General features: G+C 67.3%; 16 protein-coding genes. 6 read left to right on the forward strand and 10 right to left on the reverse strand.

Annotated elements, in window-relative coordinates; genetic code table 11:
• Positions 1 to 179: 179 nt before the first annotated feature.
• Together ABID41_RS05795 and ABID41_RS05800 are read right to left on the reverse strand one after the other, a co-directional pair.
• On the reverse strand, positions 180 to 1319 hold the full coding sequence (locus ABID41_RS05795; protein ID WP_331932504.1) for a thiolase C-terminal domain-containing protein: 1140 nt from the start codon (positions 1317 to 1319) through the stop codon (positions 180 to 182).
• 14 nt (positions 1320 to 1333) lie between these two features.
• Positions 1334 to 1738 carry a Zn-ribbon domain-containing OB-fold protein gene (locus ABID41_RS05800; protein WP_354297285.1) on the reverse strand — a complete coding sequence of 135 codons (405 nt, stop codon included), beginning with the start codon at positions 1736 to 1738 and terminating at the stop codon, positions 1334 to 1336.
• Between the two features lie 176 nt (positions 1739 to 1914).
• Here ABID41_RS05800 and ABID41_RS05805 point away from each other — a divergent pair, with 176 nt between their 5' ends.
• Positions 1915 to 2349: a DUF1810 domain-containing protein gene (locus tag ABID41_RS05805; protein ID WP_331932506.1), complete on the forward strand. Its 435-nt coding sequence runs from the start codon at positions 1915 to 1917 to the stop codon at positions 2347 to 2349.
• On the opposite strand, the gene ABID41_RS05810 is transcribed toward ABID41_RS05805, so the two are convergent.
• Together ABID41_RS05810 and rfbC are read right to left on the reverse strand one after the other, a co-directional pair.
• Positions 2346 to 3182 carry an acyl-CoA thioesterase gene (locus ABID41_RS05810; RefSeq protein WP_331932507.1) on the reverse strand — a complete coding sequence of 279 codons (837 nt, stop codon included), beginning with the start codon at positions 3180 to 3182 and terminating at the stop codon, positions 2346 to 2348. The genes ABID41_RS05805 and ABID41_RS05810 overlap by 4 nt on opposite strands.
• Positions 3183 to 3192: 10 nt before the next feature.
• Positions 3193 to 3747 (reverse strand): dTDP-4-dehydrorhamnose 3,5-epimerase, encoded by a 555-nt coding sequence (rfbC, locus tag ABID41_RS05815; protein WP_331932508.1) that lies wholly within the window; start codon positions 3745 to 3747, stop codon positions 3193 to 3195.
• Between the two features lie 30 nt (positions 3748 to 3777).
• Between rfbC and ABID41_RS05820 the strand changes: the two genes are divergently transcribed.
• Complete coding sequence (locus ABID41_RS05820; RefSeq protein WP_331932509.1) at positions 3778 to 4827, forward strand: glycosyltransferase family 2 protein; 1050 nt, start codon at positions 3778 to 3780, stop codon at positions 4825 to 4827.
• Here the strand turns inward: ABID41_RS05820 and argE are convergent.
• From argE to ABID41_RS05840, 4 genes are all read right to left on the reverse strand, one after another.
• Positions 4787 to 5968: an acetylornithine deacetylase gene (argE, locus tag ABID41_RS05825; protein ID WP_331932510.1), complete on the reverse strand. Its 1182-nt coding sequence runs from the start codon at positions 5966 to 5968 to the stop codon at positions 4787 to 4789. The two genes, ABID41_RS05820 and argE, sit on opposite strands and share 41 nt — an antisense overlap.
• 71 nt (positions 5969 to 6039) lie before the next feature.
• Positions 6040 to 6459 carry a hypothetical protein gene (locus tag ABID41_RS05830; protein ID WP_331932511.1) on the reverse strand — a complete coding sequence of 140 codons (420 nt, stop codon included), beginning with the start codon at positions 6457 to 6459 and terminating at the stop codon, positions 6040 to 6042.
• Positions 6456 to 7478 carry a phosphotransferase family protein gene (locus ABID41_RS05835; protein WP_331932512.1) on the reverse strand — a complete coding sequence of 341 codons (1023 nt, stop codon included), beginning with the start codon at positions 7476 to 7478 and terminating at the stop codon, positions 6456 to 6458. Before ABID41_RS05835 ends, ABID41_RS05830 begins: the two co-directional genes overlap by 4 nt.
• Before the next feature lie 123 nt (positions 7479 to 7601).
• Positions 7602 to 8732 carry a cytochrome P450 gene (locus tag ABID41_RS05840; RefSeq protein ID WP_331932513.1) on the reverse strand — a complete coding sequence of 377 codons (1131 nt, stop codon included), beginning with the start codon at positions 8730 to 8732 and terminating at the stop codon, positions 7602 to 7604.
• Positions 8733 to 9068: 336 nt separating this feature from the next.
• Between ABID41_RS05840 and ABID41_RS05845 the strand changes: the two genes are divergently transcribed.
• The gene (locus ABID41_RS05845; protein ID WP_331932514.1) at positions 9069 to 10151 is read left to right on the forward strand and encodes a hypothetical protein; all 1083 of its coding nucleotides are present in this window, start codon (positions 9069 to 9071) and stop codon (positions 10149 to 10151) included.
• 86 nt (positions 10152 to 10237) lie between these two features.
• Here ABID41_RS05845 and ABID41_RS05850 read toward each other — a convergent pair whose 3' ends face one another.
• On the reverse strand, positions 10238 to 10711 hold the full coding sequence (locus tag ABID41_RS05850) for a hypothetical protein (protein WP_354297286.1): 474 nt from the start codon (positions 10709 to 10711) through the stop codon (positions 10238 to 10240).
• Between the two features lie 16 nt (positions 10712 to 10727).
• Positions 10728 to 11201, reverse strand: a complete 474-nt coding sequence (locus ABID41_RS05855; protein WP_331930303.1) for an Lrp/AsnC family transcriptional regulator — start codon at positions 11199 to 11201, stop codon at positions 10728 to 10730.
• A gap of 178 nt (positions 11202 to 11379) precedes the next feature.
• Between ABID41_RS05855 and phhA the strand changes: the two genes are divergently transcribed.
• Genes phhA through ABID41_RS05870 form a run of 3 tightly spaced genes read left to right on the forward strand, consistent with a single transcriptional unit; the run spans position 11380 to position 13798 of the window.
• A complete protein-coding gene (gene phhA / locus ABID41_RS05860; protein ID WP_331930311.1) occupies positions 11380 to 12255 on the forward strand; it encodes a phenylalanine 4-monooxygenase in 876 nt (291 codons plus the stop codon).
• A 53-nt stretch (positions 12256 to 12308) separates the two neighbouring features.
• The gene (locus tag ABID41_RS05865) at positions 12309 to 12740 is read left to right on the forward strand and encodes a PaaI family thioesterase (protein ID WP_331930305.1); all 432 of its coding nucleotides are present in this window, start codon (positions 12309 to 12311) and stop codon (positions 12738 to 12740) included.
• Positions 12741 to 12793: 53 nt separating this feature from the next.
• Positions 12794 to 13798: a L,D-transpeptidase gene (locus tag ABID41_RS05870; protein ID WP_331930307.1), complete on the forward strand. Its 1005-nt coding sequence runs from the start codon at positions 12794 to 12796 to the stop codon at positions 13796 to 13798.

Raw genomic sequence — 13798 nt, forward strand, 5'->3', positions numbered from 1 at the left:
GATGTTAATCAATTAGATAAACAGGATTACGCCCCGTAAAGCTGCATTCTTGTATCGATGGAATCGAAACAGCGTCCGACCGGCGCACGCCGACGCCTCAAGAAAACGCCCTCCCCGACGGCTGTCGGGAAGGGCGTTCCTGCCGCGCGGTGGACGCGCGGTCAGCAGTTCGGAGCGGTCTACTTCTCGTTCGTGAAGATGATCGTGCCCGAGGCCGCGAACATGCCGCCGACGCCATGGCAGACGCTGATCTTGGCGCCTTCCACCTGGGCCGGAGCGATGCCGCGCATCTGACGCACGCTCTCCTGCAGGGCGTACATGCCGTACATCCCCGAGTGCATGTAGGAGAGGCCACCGCCGTTGGTGTTCAGCGGAAGCTTGCCGCCGATCGCGGTGTTGCGCTCACGGATGAAGTCCTTGGCCTCGCCCGGCTTCACGAAGCCGAGGTCTTCCAGGCCGTAGAGCGGCAGGTGGGCGAAGGCGTCGTAGATCATCAGGTGATCGACGTCGGAGTGCTTGATGCCGGCCTCGTCGAACGCCTTCTTGCCGGAGATCTTGAACGCGGTGGACGACGTGAAGTCGTACATCTGCGAGACCATCGGGGTCTCGACGCTCTCGCCGGTGCCCAGCACGTAGACGGGCTTGTGCGGGAAGTCCTTGGCCCGGTCGGCGCTGGTCAGGATCAGGGCGCCGCCGCCGTCGGTGACGAGGCAGCACATCAGCATCCGGTAGGGCCAGGCGATCATCGGCGAGTTCAGGACGTCGTCGACGGTGATCGGGTCCTTGAAGCTGGCGCGGGGGTTCTTGGCCGCCCACTCGCGCTGGATGACCGACACCATGGCCAGGTCTTCCTCGGTCACGCCGTAGGTCTTCATGTAGCGAAGCACCGGCACCGTGAACATGGTCGGCGGCGAGGTGACGCCGAAGGGCATCTCGAACTGGCCCATGAGGCTGGAGGCCGCACGGCCGAAGCCGCCGACGCCGACCCGCGACTTGCCCGATTCCCCGTGGGTGATCAGGATGGTCTTGGCCAGGCCGGCGTTGATGGCGGCCGCGGCGTGGCGGACGTGCAGCATGAACGAGCAGCCGCCGACCGAGGTGCCGTCCGCATAGGTCGGCTTGATCCCCAGATAGTGCGCGAGCTCGACCGGGCTGATCCCGGCAGTGGCCACGCCGTCGATATCGGCGGGCGTCAGGCCAGCGTCAGCCATGGCGTTAAGGGCGGCGTCGGCGTGCAGTCCAATGACCGACACGTCCGGAATCTTGCCCATCTTCGTGGTTTCCGCGGCCCCGACGACCGCGACGGACTTAGGTTGCATATTGTCAGCCCCTCTTACGACTTGGCCGGTTGGAAGAAGGGCAGCGAGATGGTGTCGCTGAACTTTTCGAAGACGACCTCGAGCGGCATGTCGAGGACCAGCGCCTCAGGCGTCTGCGGGCAGTTGACGATGTTGGTCATCATGGTCGGGCCTTCCTCGAGCTTCACCACCGCGATGGCGTAGGGCTCGGTCCCCATGTCGGGGCGAGGCCGGTGGTTGATCACGTAGGACCACAGGACGGCCTTGCCGCTCGCCTTGAAGACTTCGACGTCGCGGGAGCCGGTCTTCGGGCAGAACGGGCGCGGCGGGAAGTAGGCTTCGCCGGTGGCCTTGTTGCGTTGCAGGAGCAGTTCGCCCCGGGCCGCCCCGTCCCAGAAATGCTGGGTCTCGGGCGTGGGTTCAGGCAAGATTCTCGCCATCTGGAAATTCGTCCCCAATCAAAATCGACGTTTGGAAATTGGCCCGCCGCGAAGCAGGCGCGGCAGCAAAGCCCGAGATAGGGGTGGTTGTCGATCCTGAGCGTGGGGTTTTCTCTAAAGAACTGGCCCGTTGGCCACGACCTAGCCTAATCGCGAGAGCCACCAGAGGAACCCCCATGTCCGATCCCTACGATCTCGCGAGGTTCATCGACGCTCAAGGGCCGGTCATCGACGAGGCGCGGGCGGAGCTGACGGCGGGGCGCAAGGCCAGTCACTGGATGTGGTTCGTCTTCCCGCAGATCGCAGGCCTGGGCGAGAGCGCCATGTCCCGGCTCTATGCGATCGGCTCGGCGGTCGAAGCGCGGGCCTATCTGGCCCATCCGGTGCTCGGCTCGCGGCTGCGGGACCTGACCGAACTGGCGTGCGAGATCCCTCAGCGGACCGCCCGGGAGGTGTTCGGCAGTCCGGACGACATGAAGTTCCGCTCCTGCATGACCCTCTTCCACGCCGTCGCGCCGCAGGAGACGGCCTTTACCACCGCCTTGGCGCGATACTTCGGTGGCGAGGAAGACGCCAGGACCCTGGCGATTCTCGCAGGCCTCAAGCCTTAGCGCGGCCGCTCGCGGTAGCGGATCAGGGCTTCCTGGGCGACGGAGGCCACCAGCTTGCCCCCTTCGTCGAAGATCGAGCCCCGGTTGAAGCCACGTCCGCCGGAGGCCGAGGGGCTGTCCTGCACATAGAGGTGCCACTTGGTGAAGTCGGTGGCGTGGTGAAACCACAGGGCATGATCGAGGCTCGCCACCTGGCCGGTCCCACCCTCCACCGCATGCGGACGCAGGGACGTGTCCAGCAGGGTCATGTCCGAGGCGTAGGCCAGGGCGCACTGGTGCACGTTGGGGTCAGAGCCCAGTGGATCGCGCGCGCGGAACCAGACCGACTGGTTCGGCTCCATCACCGGCGCCTTGCCCGGGCCATAGGGCATCGGGTCGACCGGACGGATCTCGATGGGCCAGGTGCGGCGCGGCTCGGTCTGGCCGGCGGCCTTGCGTAGCTCGTCCTCGTCCAGCAGCCCTTCGGGGCTGGGCGCCTTGGGCATCTCGATCTGATGCTCGAAGCCGGTCTCCGGCGTCTGGAAGGAGGCGGCGAGATTGAAGATCTGCTGGCCGTGCTGCAGGGCCGTGACCCGCCGCACCGAGAACGAGCCGCCGTCGCGGACCCGCTCGACCTTCAGGAGGATCGGAATCTTCGGGTCGCCGCCGCGGATGAAATAGGCGTGCATCGAGTGGCAGGTCCGCGCCTCGACCGTGCGATAGGCGGCGGTCAGCGCCTGGGCCACCACCTGGCCGCCATAGATGCGGCGGGTTTCGCCCTGGGGCGTGTGCCCGCGGAACATGTCCAGGTCGATGGGTTCGATGTCCAGGATGCGGACCAGTTCACTCGTCATCTAAGGGCCTTCAGAAGGTCGGGACCGGCATGTCCTTGAGGCGCGGCGCGATCCGGTCCTTGTCGGACAGGATCGCCTCCCCGCTGAACGGCCAGTCGATGCCGACGTCCGGATCGTTCCAGAGCAGGGCGCCCTCGGTTTCCGGCGCATATTGGCCATCGACCTTGTAGAAGAGCTCGCAATTGTCCGTGAGGGTGCAGTAGCCGTGGGCGAAGCCGCGCGGGACCAGCAGTTGCTCGCCGCCGTCGGCGGTCAGCTTGGCGCCGACCCACTTGCCGAAGGTGGGCGAACCGGCGCGGACATCGACGGCCACGTCGAAGATCTCGCCGCGCAGCACGCGCACCAGCTTGGCCTGCGGATGAGGCGCCTGCTGGAAGTGCAGCCCGCGCACCGTGCCAGCCTTGGCGTTGAAGGCCTGGTTGTCCTGCACGAAATCGTGTTCGATCCCGGCCGCCGACAGCGTGCGGCGGCTCCAGGTCTCGGAGAACCAGCCCCGCGCATCGCCATGGCGCTTTGGCGTGATAAGCAGGACCTCGGGGATTGAAAGCGGCGTGATCGACGTCATGGCTACCCGCAAGTTGGAAACCGCCACCGCATGAACGACCGCGCGCAGGAAGACAAGTCGCCAGCGCCCGCAAGCGTCCAAGTCACGGTCTGCATCATCGCTTACAATTCAGGCCCGACCCTGCGCGATTGCCTCCGTTACCTGGAGGCCCAGACCTTCCGCGACTTCGAGGCCCTGGTGATCGACAACGCCTCACCCGACCCGGGCGACGCGGAGATCGCGGCCGAATTCCCCTTCGCCCGCCTGATCCGCAACGATGAAAACCTCGGCTTCGCCGGCGCGGGCAACCAGGGCGCGCGGCTGGCCCGCGGGCGCTGGTTCGTGCTGCTGAACCCCGACGCCTATGCCGAGCCGGACTGGCTGGAGCAGTTGATCAACGCCGCCGCGCGCTATCCGAAGGTGCGGTCCTTCACCTCCCGTCAGGTGATGACCGAAGTTCCCGGCCACCTGGACGGCCTTGGCGACGTCATGTCGATCACCGGCATCCCCTATCGCGGAGGGTATCTGCAGCCCGATCCGGGAAATGTGCCTGAAGGCGAGGTCTTCTCCCCCTGCGGCGCGGCGATGATGATCGACCGCGAGCTCTTCCTCGATCTGGGCGGGTTCGACGAGTTCTTCTTCTGCTATTCGGAGGACGTGGACCTCGGCTATCGCCTGCAACTCGCCGACGAGCCGACCCTGCTGGTCCCCGGCGCCACCATCGGCCACGTAGGCTCGGCCTCCAGCGGCGGGCGCAAGTCTGAGTTCGCGGTGTTTCACGGCACCCGCAACCGCTTCTACGTGGTCTACAAGGACACGCCCTGGCCGCTGCTGCCGTTCGTCGTGCCGCTGCACCTGTTCTGCGTGGCCTACATCTCCAGCCGGCGCGAGAACCACCCGCACGCGCCCCTCGTCTGGCGCGCCTTCAAGGAGTCGTTGAAAGGCCTGCCCGTCATCCTGAAAAGCCGCCGCGCGGTGCAGCGGCGGCGGCGGGCCAGCACCCTTCAGATCGCCCGCGCCATGACCTGGAACCCGCGCGACCTCTTCGGCCGGCGCCCGGTCATCCGGCCCCTGCGGCCCACTCGATCAACCGCGCCATGAAGGCGCCGCCGCGCTCCATCTGACTGCGCTCGACATACTCGTTCGCCTGGTGCGCCTGGTCGATGGAGCCCGGCCCGCAGATGACGGTGGAGAACCCCGCCTGCTGGAACTGCCCGGCCTCGGCGGCATAGGGCACGACGCGCGCCGGGCCATTGTCGCCGGCCAGCCTGCGGGCGAAAGCCTCGGCGGCCCCGTCCTGCTCAGGCGAGAGCGGCGGCGTGCCCGAGCGTTGCACGACCTTGGCCCCGGCCTCGGCGAACAACGCTTTCAGCCGCCGGTCCAGTGCCTCGACCTCGGCATAGAAAGGGGCGAGCACCTTCAGCGGGTCCTGGCCCGGCGGGCAGCGCAGGTCGAACTGGAAGGCGCATTCGCGAGCCAGGATGTTCCCCGCCGTGCCGCCGTTCAGCAGGCCGATGGTGAGCGTGGCGTGCTTGGGGACGAAAGGAGAGGCCGGGTCGGCTTCCTCCTCCAGGCGACGGGCGAGCGCTCTGAGCGAGGCCAGCAGCGGGATCGCCTCCATCACCGCCGAGACGCCCAGGTGCGTCTGGCTGGAGTGGGCCTCCTTGCCGTTCACCGTGACCGTAAAGGTGGCGATGCCCTTGTGGCCGGACACGGCTTCCATGTTGGTGGGTTCGCCGACCACCACCAAGGCCGGGCGCGGCAGTTCGGCGCCGATCGTGCGGATCATGTCCGGCGCGCCCAGGCAGCCGATCTCCTCGTCGTAGGAGAAGGCCAGATGCACCGGACGCCTGAGCCCGGCGGCGACCAGGTCCGGCGTTGCGGCCAGCGCGAGCGCCAGGAAGCCCTTCATGTCGCAGGTTCCGCGGCCATAGATCCGGCCGTCGTCCTTCGGCGTCAGCTTGAAGGGGTCGGTCGACCAGGCCTGACCGTCCACCGGCACGACGTCGGTATGGCCCGAGAGCACCACCCCGCCCTCGATGGCCGGGCCAATGGTGGCGATCAGGTTCGATTTGCTGCCGTCCGCGTTGGGCACGCGGCGGTGGGCGACGCCGTGCCGGTCGAGATAGGACTCGACCCATTCGATCAGGGCGAGGTTGGAGAGCCTGGAGGTGGTGTCGAAGCCCACCAGGGTTTCGAGAATATCCAGGGCGCGCAGCGTCAAGCTTTCGGCGGATGACATGGGCGCGAGCCTAGCTCCTGGACGTGTGAGGTTCCAGGCTCGCCGGATGCCCCCTCAAGAAGGGGAGGATCTCAGGCCGGCGAGTTGGCCAGCTTCCGGCGCTCGGTCGAGGCGACCAGTTCGGCCCAGATGGCGGCCTGGAGATCGGTTGCGCCGCGGTGCTCGGCCCGGGCCTGCAGTTCGATCAGGGCCGCGCGCAGGGTGTCGTTGGCCGCCTTCAGCGACGAGATGCGCAGGTCCTCGTCGGCCGCGGAGGCCAGGTCGAAGAAGTCCAGCCCGATGGCCGGCCCCCGCGCCAGGAGAGTCCGGATCGCGCGGTTTTCCTCGAACAGGCGGGCGGCCATACCATCCCAGACCTCGGCGGCCATACCCAGTAGCGCCGCCGACAGACCCAGCGAACTGGCGCGGTCGGCGGGATGAACAGACGGATCGGCGTTGCGGACGGCGATGCCGGCGATCTCGGCGAGGACGGCAGGAACAGCAGGGGTCATAGGCGTCCCATCACTTTCAGAATGGCGCGATCCTGGGCGTTCTGCAGGGCCCAGGGCGGATAGGCCATGATCGGCTCGCGGTTGCCGCCGTCGATCCAGGCGCGGGCCGAGGATATCCAGATCGCCTGGCCCTTCACGCAGTTGAACAACTCCCACCAGTGGAGCGCGTCGGGGTCGGCCTTCATGCCGCTGGAGCGCTCCCAGATGGCGATCGCCTGATCGCGCGGCAGCAGGCCGCCGGCCAGGCCCGAGCCGAACGACCAGACCAGATTGAGGCTCCAGCCCAGGTCCTCCAGCGGGTCGCCCAGGTGCGCCATCTCCCAGTCGAGCACGCCGTGGATGCCGCCGGCGTCGTCGTAGAGGAAATTGCCGGTCCGGAAGTCGCCGTGCACCACGCCGATCTTCTGGGCGGGCGGCGGCATGTGGGCGCGCAACCAGCGGATGGCCGCCCGGGTGATCGGCAGCGGTTCGGCCTGGTCCTCGTCCAGCACCTTTTCCCAGTAGGAAAGCTCGTGGTCGGCGCAGCCGGCGGCGGTCACCGCGGGCATCACCCCGACCAGGCCCACGGCCGCGGGATCGGCCTTGGCGATGTCGCCGAGGATCGTCCATTTGCGCTCGCCCAGCTTAGCCAGGGTCGTGACGTAGGGCGGGGCGAACAAGGCCTGGGGCGAAGCCTGGAAACCGCAGATCTCCTCGGCGATGAAGAACGGGTGGTCGAGGGCCTCATTGGCCTCCTCGAGCCACAGCATCTCCGGCACCGGGACCGTGCTGCCTCGAAAGGCGCGATAAGCCTCGAACTCGATCCGCCGCTCGGTGTCGATCAGCGAGGCCGGCGGGTCACGCCGCAGGATCAGCCGTCGCTCGCGCCCCTCCCCGCCCTCCGACCAGGTGAGGCGGAAGCGGTAGGTTTCGCGCGAGGCGCCGCCGGAGATCCGCGTCAGGTCGGCGACGGCCACCTCAGTGGCGGCCGGCATGCGCGCGGCGATGTAGGACGCAAGGCGAGGTTCGAGAGCGCTCATACGGATAAGCCCCAAATCAGACCCTCTCCCCGCAAGAAGAGGTGGATCGCGGCGCGGGCCGCGAGACGACGGGGGCCGGCGGCGACGCCGAACAGCCCCCTCACCGGACTGCCGCCCATGGCTTCAGTGCATCGCGAAGCGGATGGGCAGCGTCTTCGGCCCGTTCACGAAGGTGGCCAGGCTCTGCTTGGGCTCGCCGGCCAGCTCGACGCTGTCGAGCCTGGGCAGCAGTTCCTCCCAGAGGATGCGCATCTCCATCTTGGCGAGGTGCTGGCCAAGGCAGACGTGGGCGCCATAACCGAAGGCCAGGTGCTTGTTCGGCTTGCGCTCGACCTTGAAGGCCGCCGGATCGTCGAAGACCTCCTCGTCGCGGTTGCCGGACGCATAGCAGAGCATCATCCAGTCGCCCTTAGCGAGCTGGCGGCCGGCGAACTGGGTGTCCTCGGTGGCCGTGCGCATGAAGGTCTTCACCGGGGTGATCCAGCGGATGCTCTCGTCCACCAGGCCCGGAATGAGCGACGGATCGGCCTTCACCTTGGCGAGCTCGCCCGGGTTCTGCGCCAGGCCCCAGATCGCGCCGGCGGTCGAGGAAGAGGTGGTGTCGTGCCCGGCGGTGGCGACGATCATGTAGTAGCTCATGGCTTCCAGCTCGGAGATCGGCTGGCCGTCGATCTGCGAATTGGCGATCACGCTGGCCACGTCGTCCTTGGGATTGGCGCGGCGATCGGCCGAAAGCCTGGCGAAATAGGCGTAGAAGTCGGCGATGACCCCCTCGGAGAGCATCTTGCTCATGTCGCGCTGCTCCAGCTGCCCGGACTTGCGGCCGAGTTCCGGGTCGGCGGCGCCGAAGAGCTCCTGGGTCAGGGTCAGCATCCGGGGCTCGTCCTCTTCCGGAACGCCCAGGATCTCCATGATCACGTGCAGCGGATAGCCAAGCGCCACCTCGCGGACGAAGTCGCACACCCCGCCCGTGGCCGCCATCTTGTCGACGGCGCGGCGGGCGATGCCGCGGATCCGGTCTTCCAGTCCCTTGATGTTGGCCGGCATGAACCAGGCCTGGGTCAGGGCGCGGTACTTCGGATGGTCCGGCGCATCCATCTGCACCAGGCTGCGCACCAGGTGCGGACTGCCGCCCATCAACTGGCGCACCGCCGTGTCGGCGGCCTTTGTGGTGATCACGGTCGAGCGATCGCCGTTGTGGAACAGGGCGTTCTGGCGGCTGATCTCGAGGATGTCGGCGTGCTTGGTCGCCACCCAGAAGGGGTCGAAACCTTCCGCCTCAGCCAGGCCAAATGGATTGTTCGCCCTAAGCCACCCATAAGTTTCGTGAATGCGACCATCCGCATAAGCGGCAGGATCGACGAGGTTCGCCGCGTGTTCGTCTGGTATGCGCGCGCCGCTGATGCCCATGGCTACTGACGTCTCTTCGCTGGTTTACGCCCCGTAAGCTTACGCGGCGTCAGCAAAAAGCCTTCTCCCTTGTCTTGTTATCTTTGATCACTTTGATACTGCGCATACGGGCGACGTCGCAATACCGTCAATCGACAAAGACAAGATCGCACCCACACGAGACGTCAGGGAGGACGCTGCATGCTGACCAAGGCCGACGATTTTCCGATCCACCAGACCGCCGAACCGATCGCGTATGCGGGCACGGACCGGAATTTCTACGATCGCTACTTCTTCAACGGCTATCAGCCGGATGGGACGGAGTTCTTCGCCGCGGCCTTCGGGGTCTATCCCCAGCTCAACGTCGCCGACGCCCATTTCTCGGTGATCCGCAACGGAATCGAGCACTGCCTGCACGCCTCCAAGGTGATCCACATGGAGCGCCTGGACCTCTCCTGCGGGCCGATTCGCATCGAGGTGATCGAGCCGCTGCAGAAGCTGAAGCTGATCGTCGAGCCGTCCAACGGCTTCGCCGCGGAGATCGTGTTCGAAGGCCGCTCCTTCCCGATCGAGGAGCCGCGCTTCACCCGCCGCAACGGGCCGCGCGCCTTCATGGACTACACGCGCCTGACCCAGAACGTCCGCTGCACCGGCTGGATCGAAGTGGACGGGGTTCGCAAGGAGCTGGCCGCCGGAACCGTCGGCACCCGCGACCGCTCCTGGGGCATCCGCCCGATCGGCGCCCCCGACCCGCAGCCGCCGGTCCCGATGACCATCACCGGCTTCTTCTGGCAGTGGACCCCGCTGAACTTCGCCGACCGCAGCGTCTTTTTCCACATCAACGCCGATCCGGACGGCCGTCCCTGGAACACCCGTGCAGTGATCGCCCCGGACGGGGCCGGGCACGACGGCTTCTACGAGACCGAAGGCGCCGCGATGGACGAGGTCGCCCTGATCCCGGGCACCCGCCACGCCAAGGGCGGAACCCTCAGCATCCCCCTCGCCCAGGGCGCCGCCAGCATCCGCTTCGAACCGTTCCTGACCTTCCTGATGCGCGGCATCGGCTATGGTGCGCCGGCCTGGCGTCATGGGGGCTACAAGGGGGACCTGGTGGTCGAGCGCGAGGACATCGACCTGGCCGCCGCCGACATGGCCGCGCCCGAGAACGTCCACATCCAGGCCCTCTCGCGCGTCACCCTGAACCTGCCGGGCGAAGCGCCGGTGACTGGCATGGGCGTCTTCGAACAGCTCATCGCCGGGCCGTATCGGCCGTACGGGGTATAGGCGTCAGGTCCTCCCCCACTGCGGGAGATGGCGCGCGCAACGCGACGGAGGGCGCCGCAGGCGGTCCCACCTATCCGCTACGTCCCCTAAAGCCCCGCCACCTTGGCGAGGTTCGGCTTCGGGATGGCCGAGATGAACGTCCCCTGGGCGTTGGCCTTGTCCCGCGCCAGTTCCGCCCAGGCCGCGGCGAAGCCGGTGGGGCTGGCCTTCGAGGGCCCGGCCAGGGCGAAGCTCGTCTTGCGTCCTGTCAGAGCGGCGGTGAGCGCCGCCCAGAGGTCGAGGTCCTCGGTCGGCGCGTCCTCGCCCTGCGGCGGCCGGCCCGCGGCGATGCGCGCCGCGAGGGTGGCGACCGCGCGGTTGTCCATCTGGATGGAGGTCTCGCCGACCGGTGCGTCCTTCAGCGCCGCCAGCAGACCTGCCAGGGCGATGCGGTCGGGGGTGGTGTAGCGATCGCCGCCGGCCTGGCCGACCGGTGCGCCCTTCCCGGCCCTGACATAGGCCCAGCCGCCGCACTTGAACGCGGTGTGGTAGCTGGTCTGGATCCAGATGCGCGTCGTCATGCGCAAGTCTATCGGCCTAACGCCCTCGCAGGGGAAGGGCCTGGGTGTTCTTCACCTCGGAAAGCGCCACCGTGGAGTGGATTTCCTGCACCGTCGGCAGGGTCAGCAGGCGGCCGAACACGAACTGCTCGTAGGTCCGCATGTCGCGCGTGACGATCCGCAGCATGAAGTCGAACGCCCCGAGGATGGTGTAGCACTCCATGACCTCCGGGAACTGGGCCATGGCCTCGGAGAACTCGGCCACATTGGCCCGGCCGTGGGCCGAGAGGCGCACATTGGCGAAGACGATCGTGTTGAAACCCAGCTTCTCGGCGTCGAGGCGGGTGATCTGGTCGCGGATATAGCCGGCCTCCTTCAGCCGGTTCAGCCGCCGCCAGCAGGGCGACTGCGACAGCCCCACGATCTCGGCCAGCTCGGCGGTCGAGAGCGAGGCGTCCTTCTGCAGGGCCTCGAGGATGCGAAGGTCGAGGTCGTCCAGGGTTTCGGCCACACCCAACTCCGGAATGTTCAATTTAACATAAGCGGAACTTTCACCACACACGACGTCGCGCAAGCAAATTATCAGCTCATCCGAGCCACAGGATAGCCATCAATCGGATAAAACGATCCATGCCGGACAAACAATCGACCAAGCTTCTCCCCGGCCCGGGCGGTAATTTTACGGGATGATGGACGCAAAGGCCGAACTGCTGAACGGGCCGCCGCCGGGAGCGGCCGCCGACTGGACCATTCCTCAGGACTGGGCGGCCTATACGCCAGGCGAGCACGCCATGTGGGACAAGCTGTTCGCCCGCCAGGCGGCCATGCTGCCCGACCGCGTCACGCCGGCCTTCATGAAGGGCCTGGACGTCCTGCGCCTGTCCAAGCCCGGCGTGCCCGACTTCGAGGAACTCTCCGAGCGCCTGCAGAAGCTGACCGGCTGGAGCGTGGTCGCCGTCCCTGGGCTGGTGCCCGACGACGTCTTCTTCGAGCACATGGCCAACCGCCGCTTCGTCGCCGGGCGCTTCATCCGCAAGCCCGAGCAGATCGACTACCTGCAGGAGCCGGACGTCTTCCACGACGTCTTCGGCCACGTGCCGCTGCTGGCCGACCCGGTCTTCGCCGACTACATGCAGGCCTATGGCGAGGGCGGGCTGCGCTCGCTGAAATTCGGCGCCCTGCACAAGCTGGCCCGCCTCTACTGGTACACGGTGGAGTTCGGCCTGATCCGTGAAGAGGGCAGGCTGCACCTCTATGGCGCCGGCATCGTCTCCAGCTATGGCGAGTCGATCTTCGCCCTGGACGATCCTTCGCCGAACCGGGTCGGCTTCGACCTGAAGCGGGTTATGCGGACCAACTACAAGATCGACGACTACCAGCAGACCTACTTCGTCATCGACAGCTTCGAAGACCTGCTGCGCCAGACCCTGGAGACGGACTTCGCGCCGCTCTACCGCGAGCTCGAGACCGCGCCGGACCTTGCGCCCGACGCCCTGGAGGAAGGCGACCGCATCTTTACGGCCGGCGCCCAGGAATATGCGAGATCCAAAGCCAAGCTCGGCTAGCCTTCCCCCGGCTTCGTCGCCATGATCCGCCCCCAATAAAAGGGGGATACGTCATGGCCGCGACCAGCAACCACACCAGCGTCGAAAAGCTCAACGGCGCGAACGAGGGCAAGCTGCCCGAGCACCTGGGCCTCACCATCACCGAGGTTCAAGACGGCAAGGTGGTGGGCCGCTTCAAGGTGCGCCCGGACCTCGTGGCCCACACCGGTTATCTGCTGGCCGGAGCCGTCCTGTCGGTCGCCGACATCCTCTGCGCCTATGGCGTCTCCACCGCCTGGCCGGAGGGCGCGAGCGGCTTCACCACCGCCGAGGTGAAGGCTAATTTCGTCGGCACTCTGCGCGAAGGCGAGGTGATCTGCACCGCCAGCCTGCTGCACGGCGGTCGCACCACCCAGGTGTGGGACGCCAAGGTCGAGGACGCCGCCACCGGCAAGCTGATGGCGGCCTTCCGCTGCACCCAGATCATCCTCTATCCGCGCGCCTAGACGGCCGTTGGAAAGAATGCACCCTAGGCGGCGTGCGTGTTGGGAGCATTCGGATGCGTGTGTGGTCGGCTGCGCTGGCGTGTGTCTTGGCGCTGGGGGCGGGCGAACTGGTCCAGGCTCAGGGTTCCAAGGTCAGTTCCGCCGCCGAGCTGGCGCGCCGGGCCGATACGCTCAAGCCCGGCCAGTGGATCTGGGCGCCGGACTCCAGCCCGACCGGCACGGTCATCGTCTATGTCGACCTGAGCCGGCAGCTCGCCACCGTCTACCGCAACGGGGTGCGGATCGCCGTCAGCACCATCTCCTCGGGCAAGCCGGGCTACGAGACGCCGACCGGCGTGTTCCAGATCCTCCAGAAGGACAAGGACCACCGCTCCAACACCTATGACAACGCCCCCATGCCCTATCAGGAGCGGCTGACCTGGGACGGGGTGGCGCTGCATGCCGGAGGCCTGCCCGGCTATCCGGAGAGCCACGGCTGCATCCACCTGCCCTACCAGTTCGCCAAGCTGCTGTTCGGCACGACATCCATGGGCGGGACCGTCATCGTCGCCGGACGCCACGGCGACCCGATCCGCGCCGATGCGGCGGGCGTGCTGGCGCCGGCCAAGGTCTCCGACCACACCCGGTTGGAGCTGACCGAAGGCCAGGCCTACCGCTGGCATCCTGAACTCTCGCCCAAGGGTCCGATCTCGGTGGTGATCTCGCGCACCGACCATCAGGCGGTGGTGCTGCGAAACGGGGTCGAGATCGGCCGCGCCCACGCGACGATCGACGGCGATTCCACCGGCGTGCGCGTGGCCACCCTGACCACCAGCAGCACCGGCGCGCCCCAATGGGTCATGGTCGGAGTGCCTGGGAACGACGCCGACGCCGGCCGCCCGGTCGACGCCAACGAGCTGGACCGCCTGCGGGTGCCGCACGGCTTCATGGAAGACCTGCAGGCGGTCATGACGCCCGGTTCCACCGTGCTGGTGACCGACTCGCCGGTGACGGCCCAGAGCACGGGCGAGCATCTGACCGTGCTCAGCGACGACGGCCCGACCGGCGAGAAGAAATAG

Source organism: Phenylobacterium koreense, assembly GCF_040545335.1.
In the GTDB taxonomy this organism is placed as follows: domain Bacteria; phylum Pseudomonadota; class Alphaproteobacteria; order Caulobacterales; family Caulobacteraceae; genus Phenylobacterium; species Phenylobacterium koreense.

Coding starts and splice junctions, on each gene's coding strand:
- ABID41_RS05810 (WP_331932507.1), bottom strand. CDS start 3,182: ATGACGAGTGAACTGGTCCGCATCCTGGACATCGAACCCATCGACCTG.
- ABID41_RS05820 (WP_331932509.1), top strand. CDS start 3,778: ATGAACGACCGCGCGCAGGAAGACAAGTCGCCAGCGCCCGCAAGCGTC.
- ABID41_RS05870 (WP_331930307.1), top strand. CDS start 12,794: ATGCGTGTGTGGTCGGCTGCGCTGGCGTGTGTCTTGGCGCTGGGGGCG.
- ABID41_RS05845 (WP_331932514.1), top strand. CDS start 9,069: ATGCTGACCAAGGCCGACGATTTTCCGATCCACCAGACCGCCGAACCG.
- ABID41_RS05865 (WP_331930305.1), top strand. CDS start 12,309: ATGGCCGCGACCAGCAACCACACCAGCGTCGAAAAGCTCAACGGCGCG.
- phhA (WP_331930311.1), top strand. CDS start 11,380: ATGGACGCAAAGGCCGAACTGCTGAACGGGCCGCCGCCGGGAGCGGCC.
- ABID41_RS05800 (WP_354297285.1), bottom strand. CDS start 1,738: ATGGCGAGAATCTTGCCTGAACCCACGCCCGAGACCCAGCATTTCTGG.
- ABID41_RS05850 (WP_354297286.1), bottom strand. CDS start 10,711: ATGACGACGCGCATCTGGATCCAGACCAGCTACCACACCGCGTTCAAG.
- ABID41_RS05805 (WP_331932506.1), top strand. CDS start 1,915: ATGTCCGATCCCTACGATCTCGCGAGGTTCATCGACGCTCAAGGGCCG.
- argE (WP_331932510.1), bottom strand. CDS start 5,968: ATGTCATCCGCCGAAAGCTTGACGCTGCGCGCCCTGGATATTCTCGAA.
- ABID41_RS05830 (WP_331932511.1), bottom strand. CDS start 6,459: ATGACCCCTGCTGTTCCTGCCGTCCTCGCCGAGATCGCCGGCATCGCC.
- rfbC (WP_331932508.1), bottom strand. CDS start 3,747: ATGACGTCGATCACGCCGCTTTCAATCCCCGAGGTCCTGCTTATCACG.
- ABID41_RS05795 (WP_331932504.1), bottom strand. CDS start 1,319: ATGCAACCTAAGTCCGTCGCGGTCGTCGGGGCCGCGGAAACCACGAAG.
- ABID41_RS05835 (WP_331932512.1), bottom strand. CDS start 7,478: ATGAGCGCTCTCGAACCTCGCCTTGCGTCCTACATCGCCGCGCGCATG.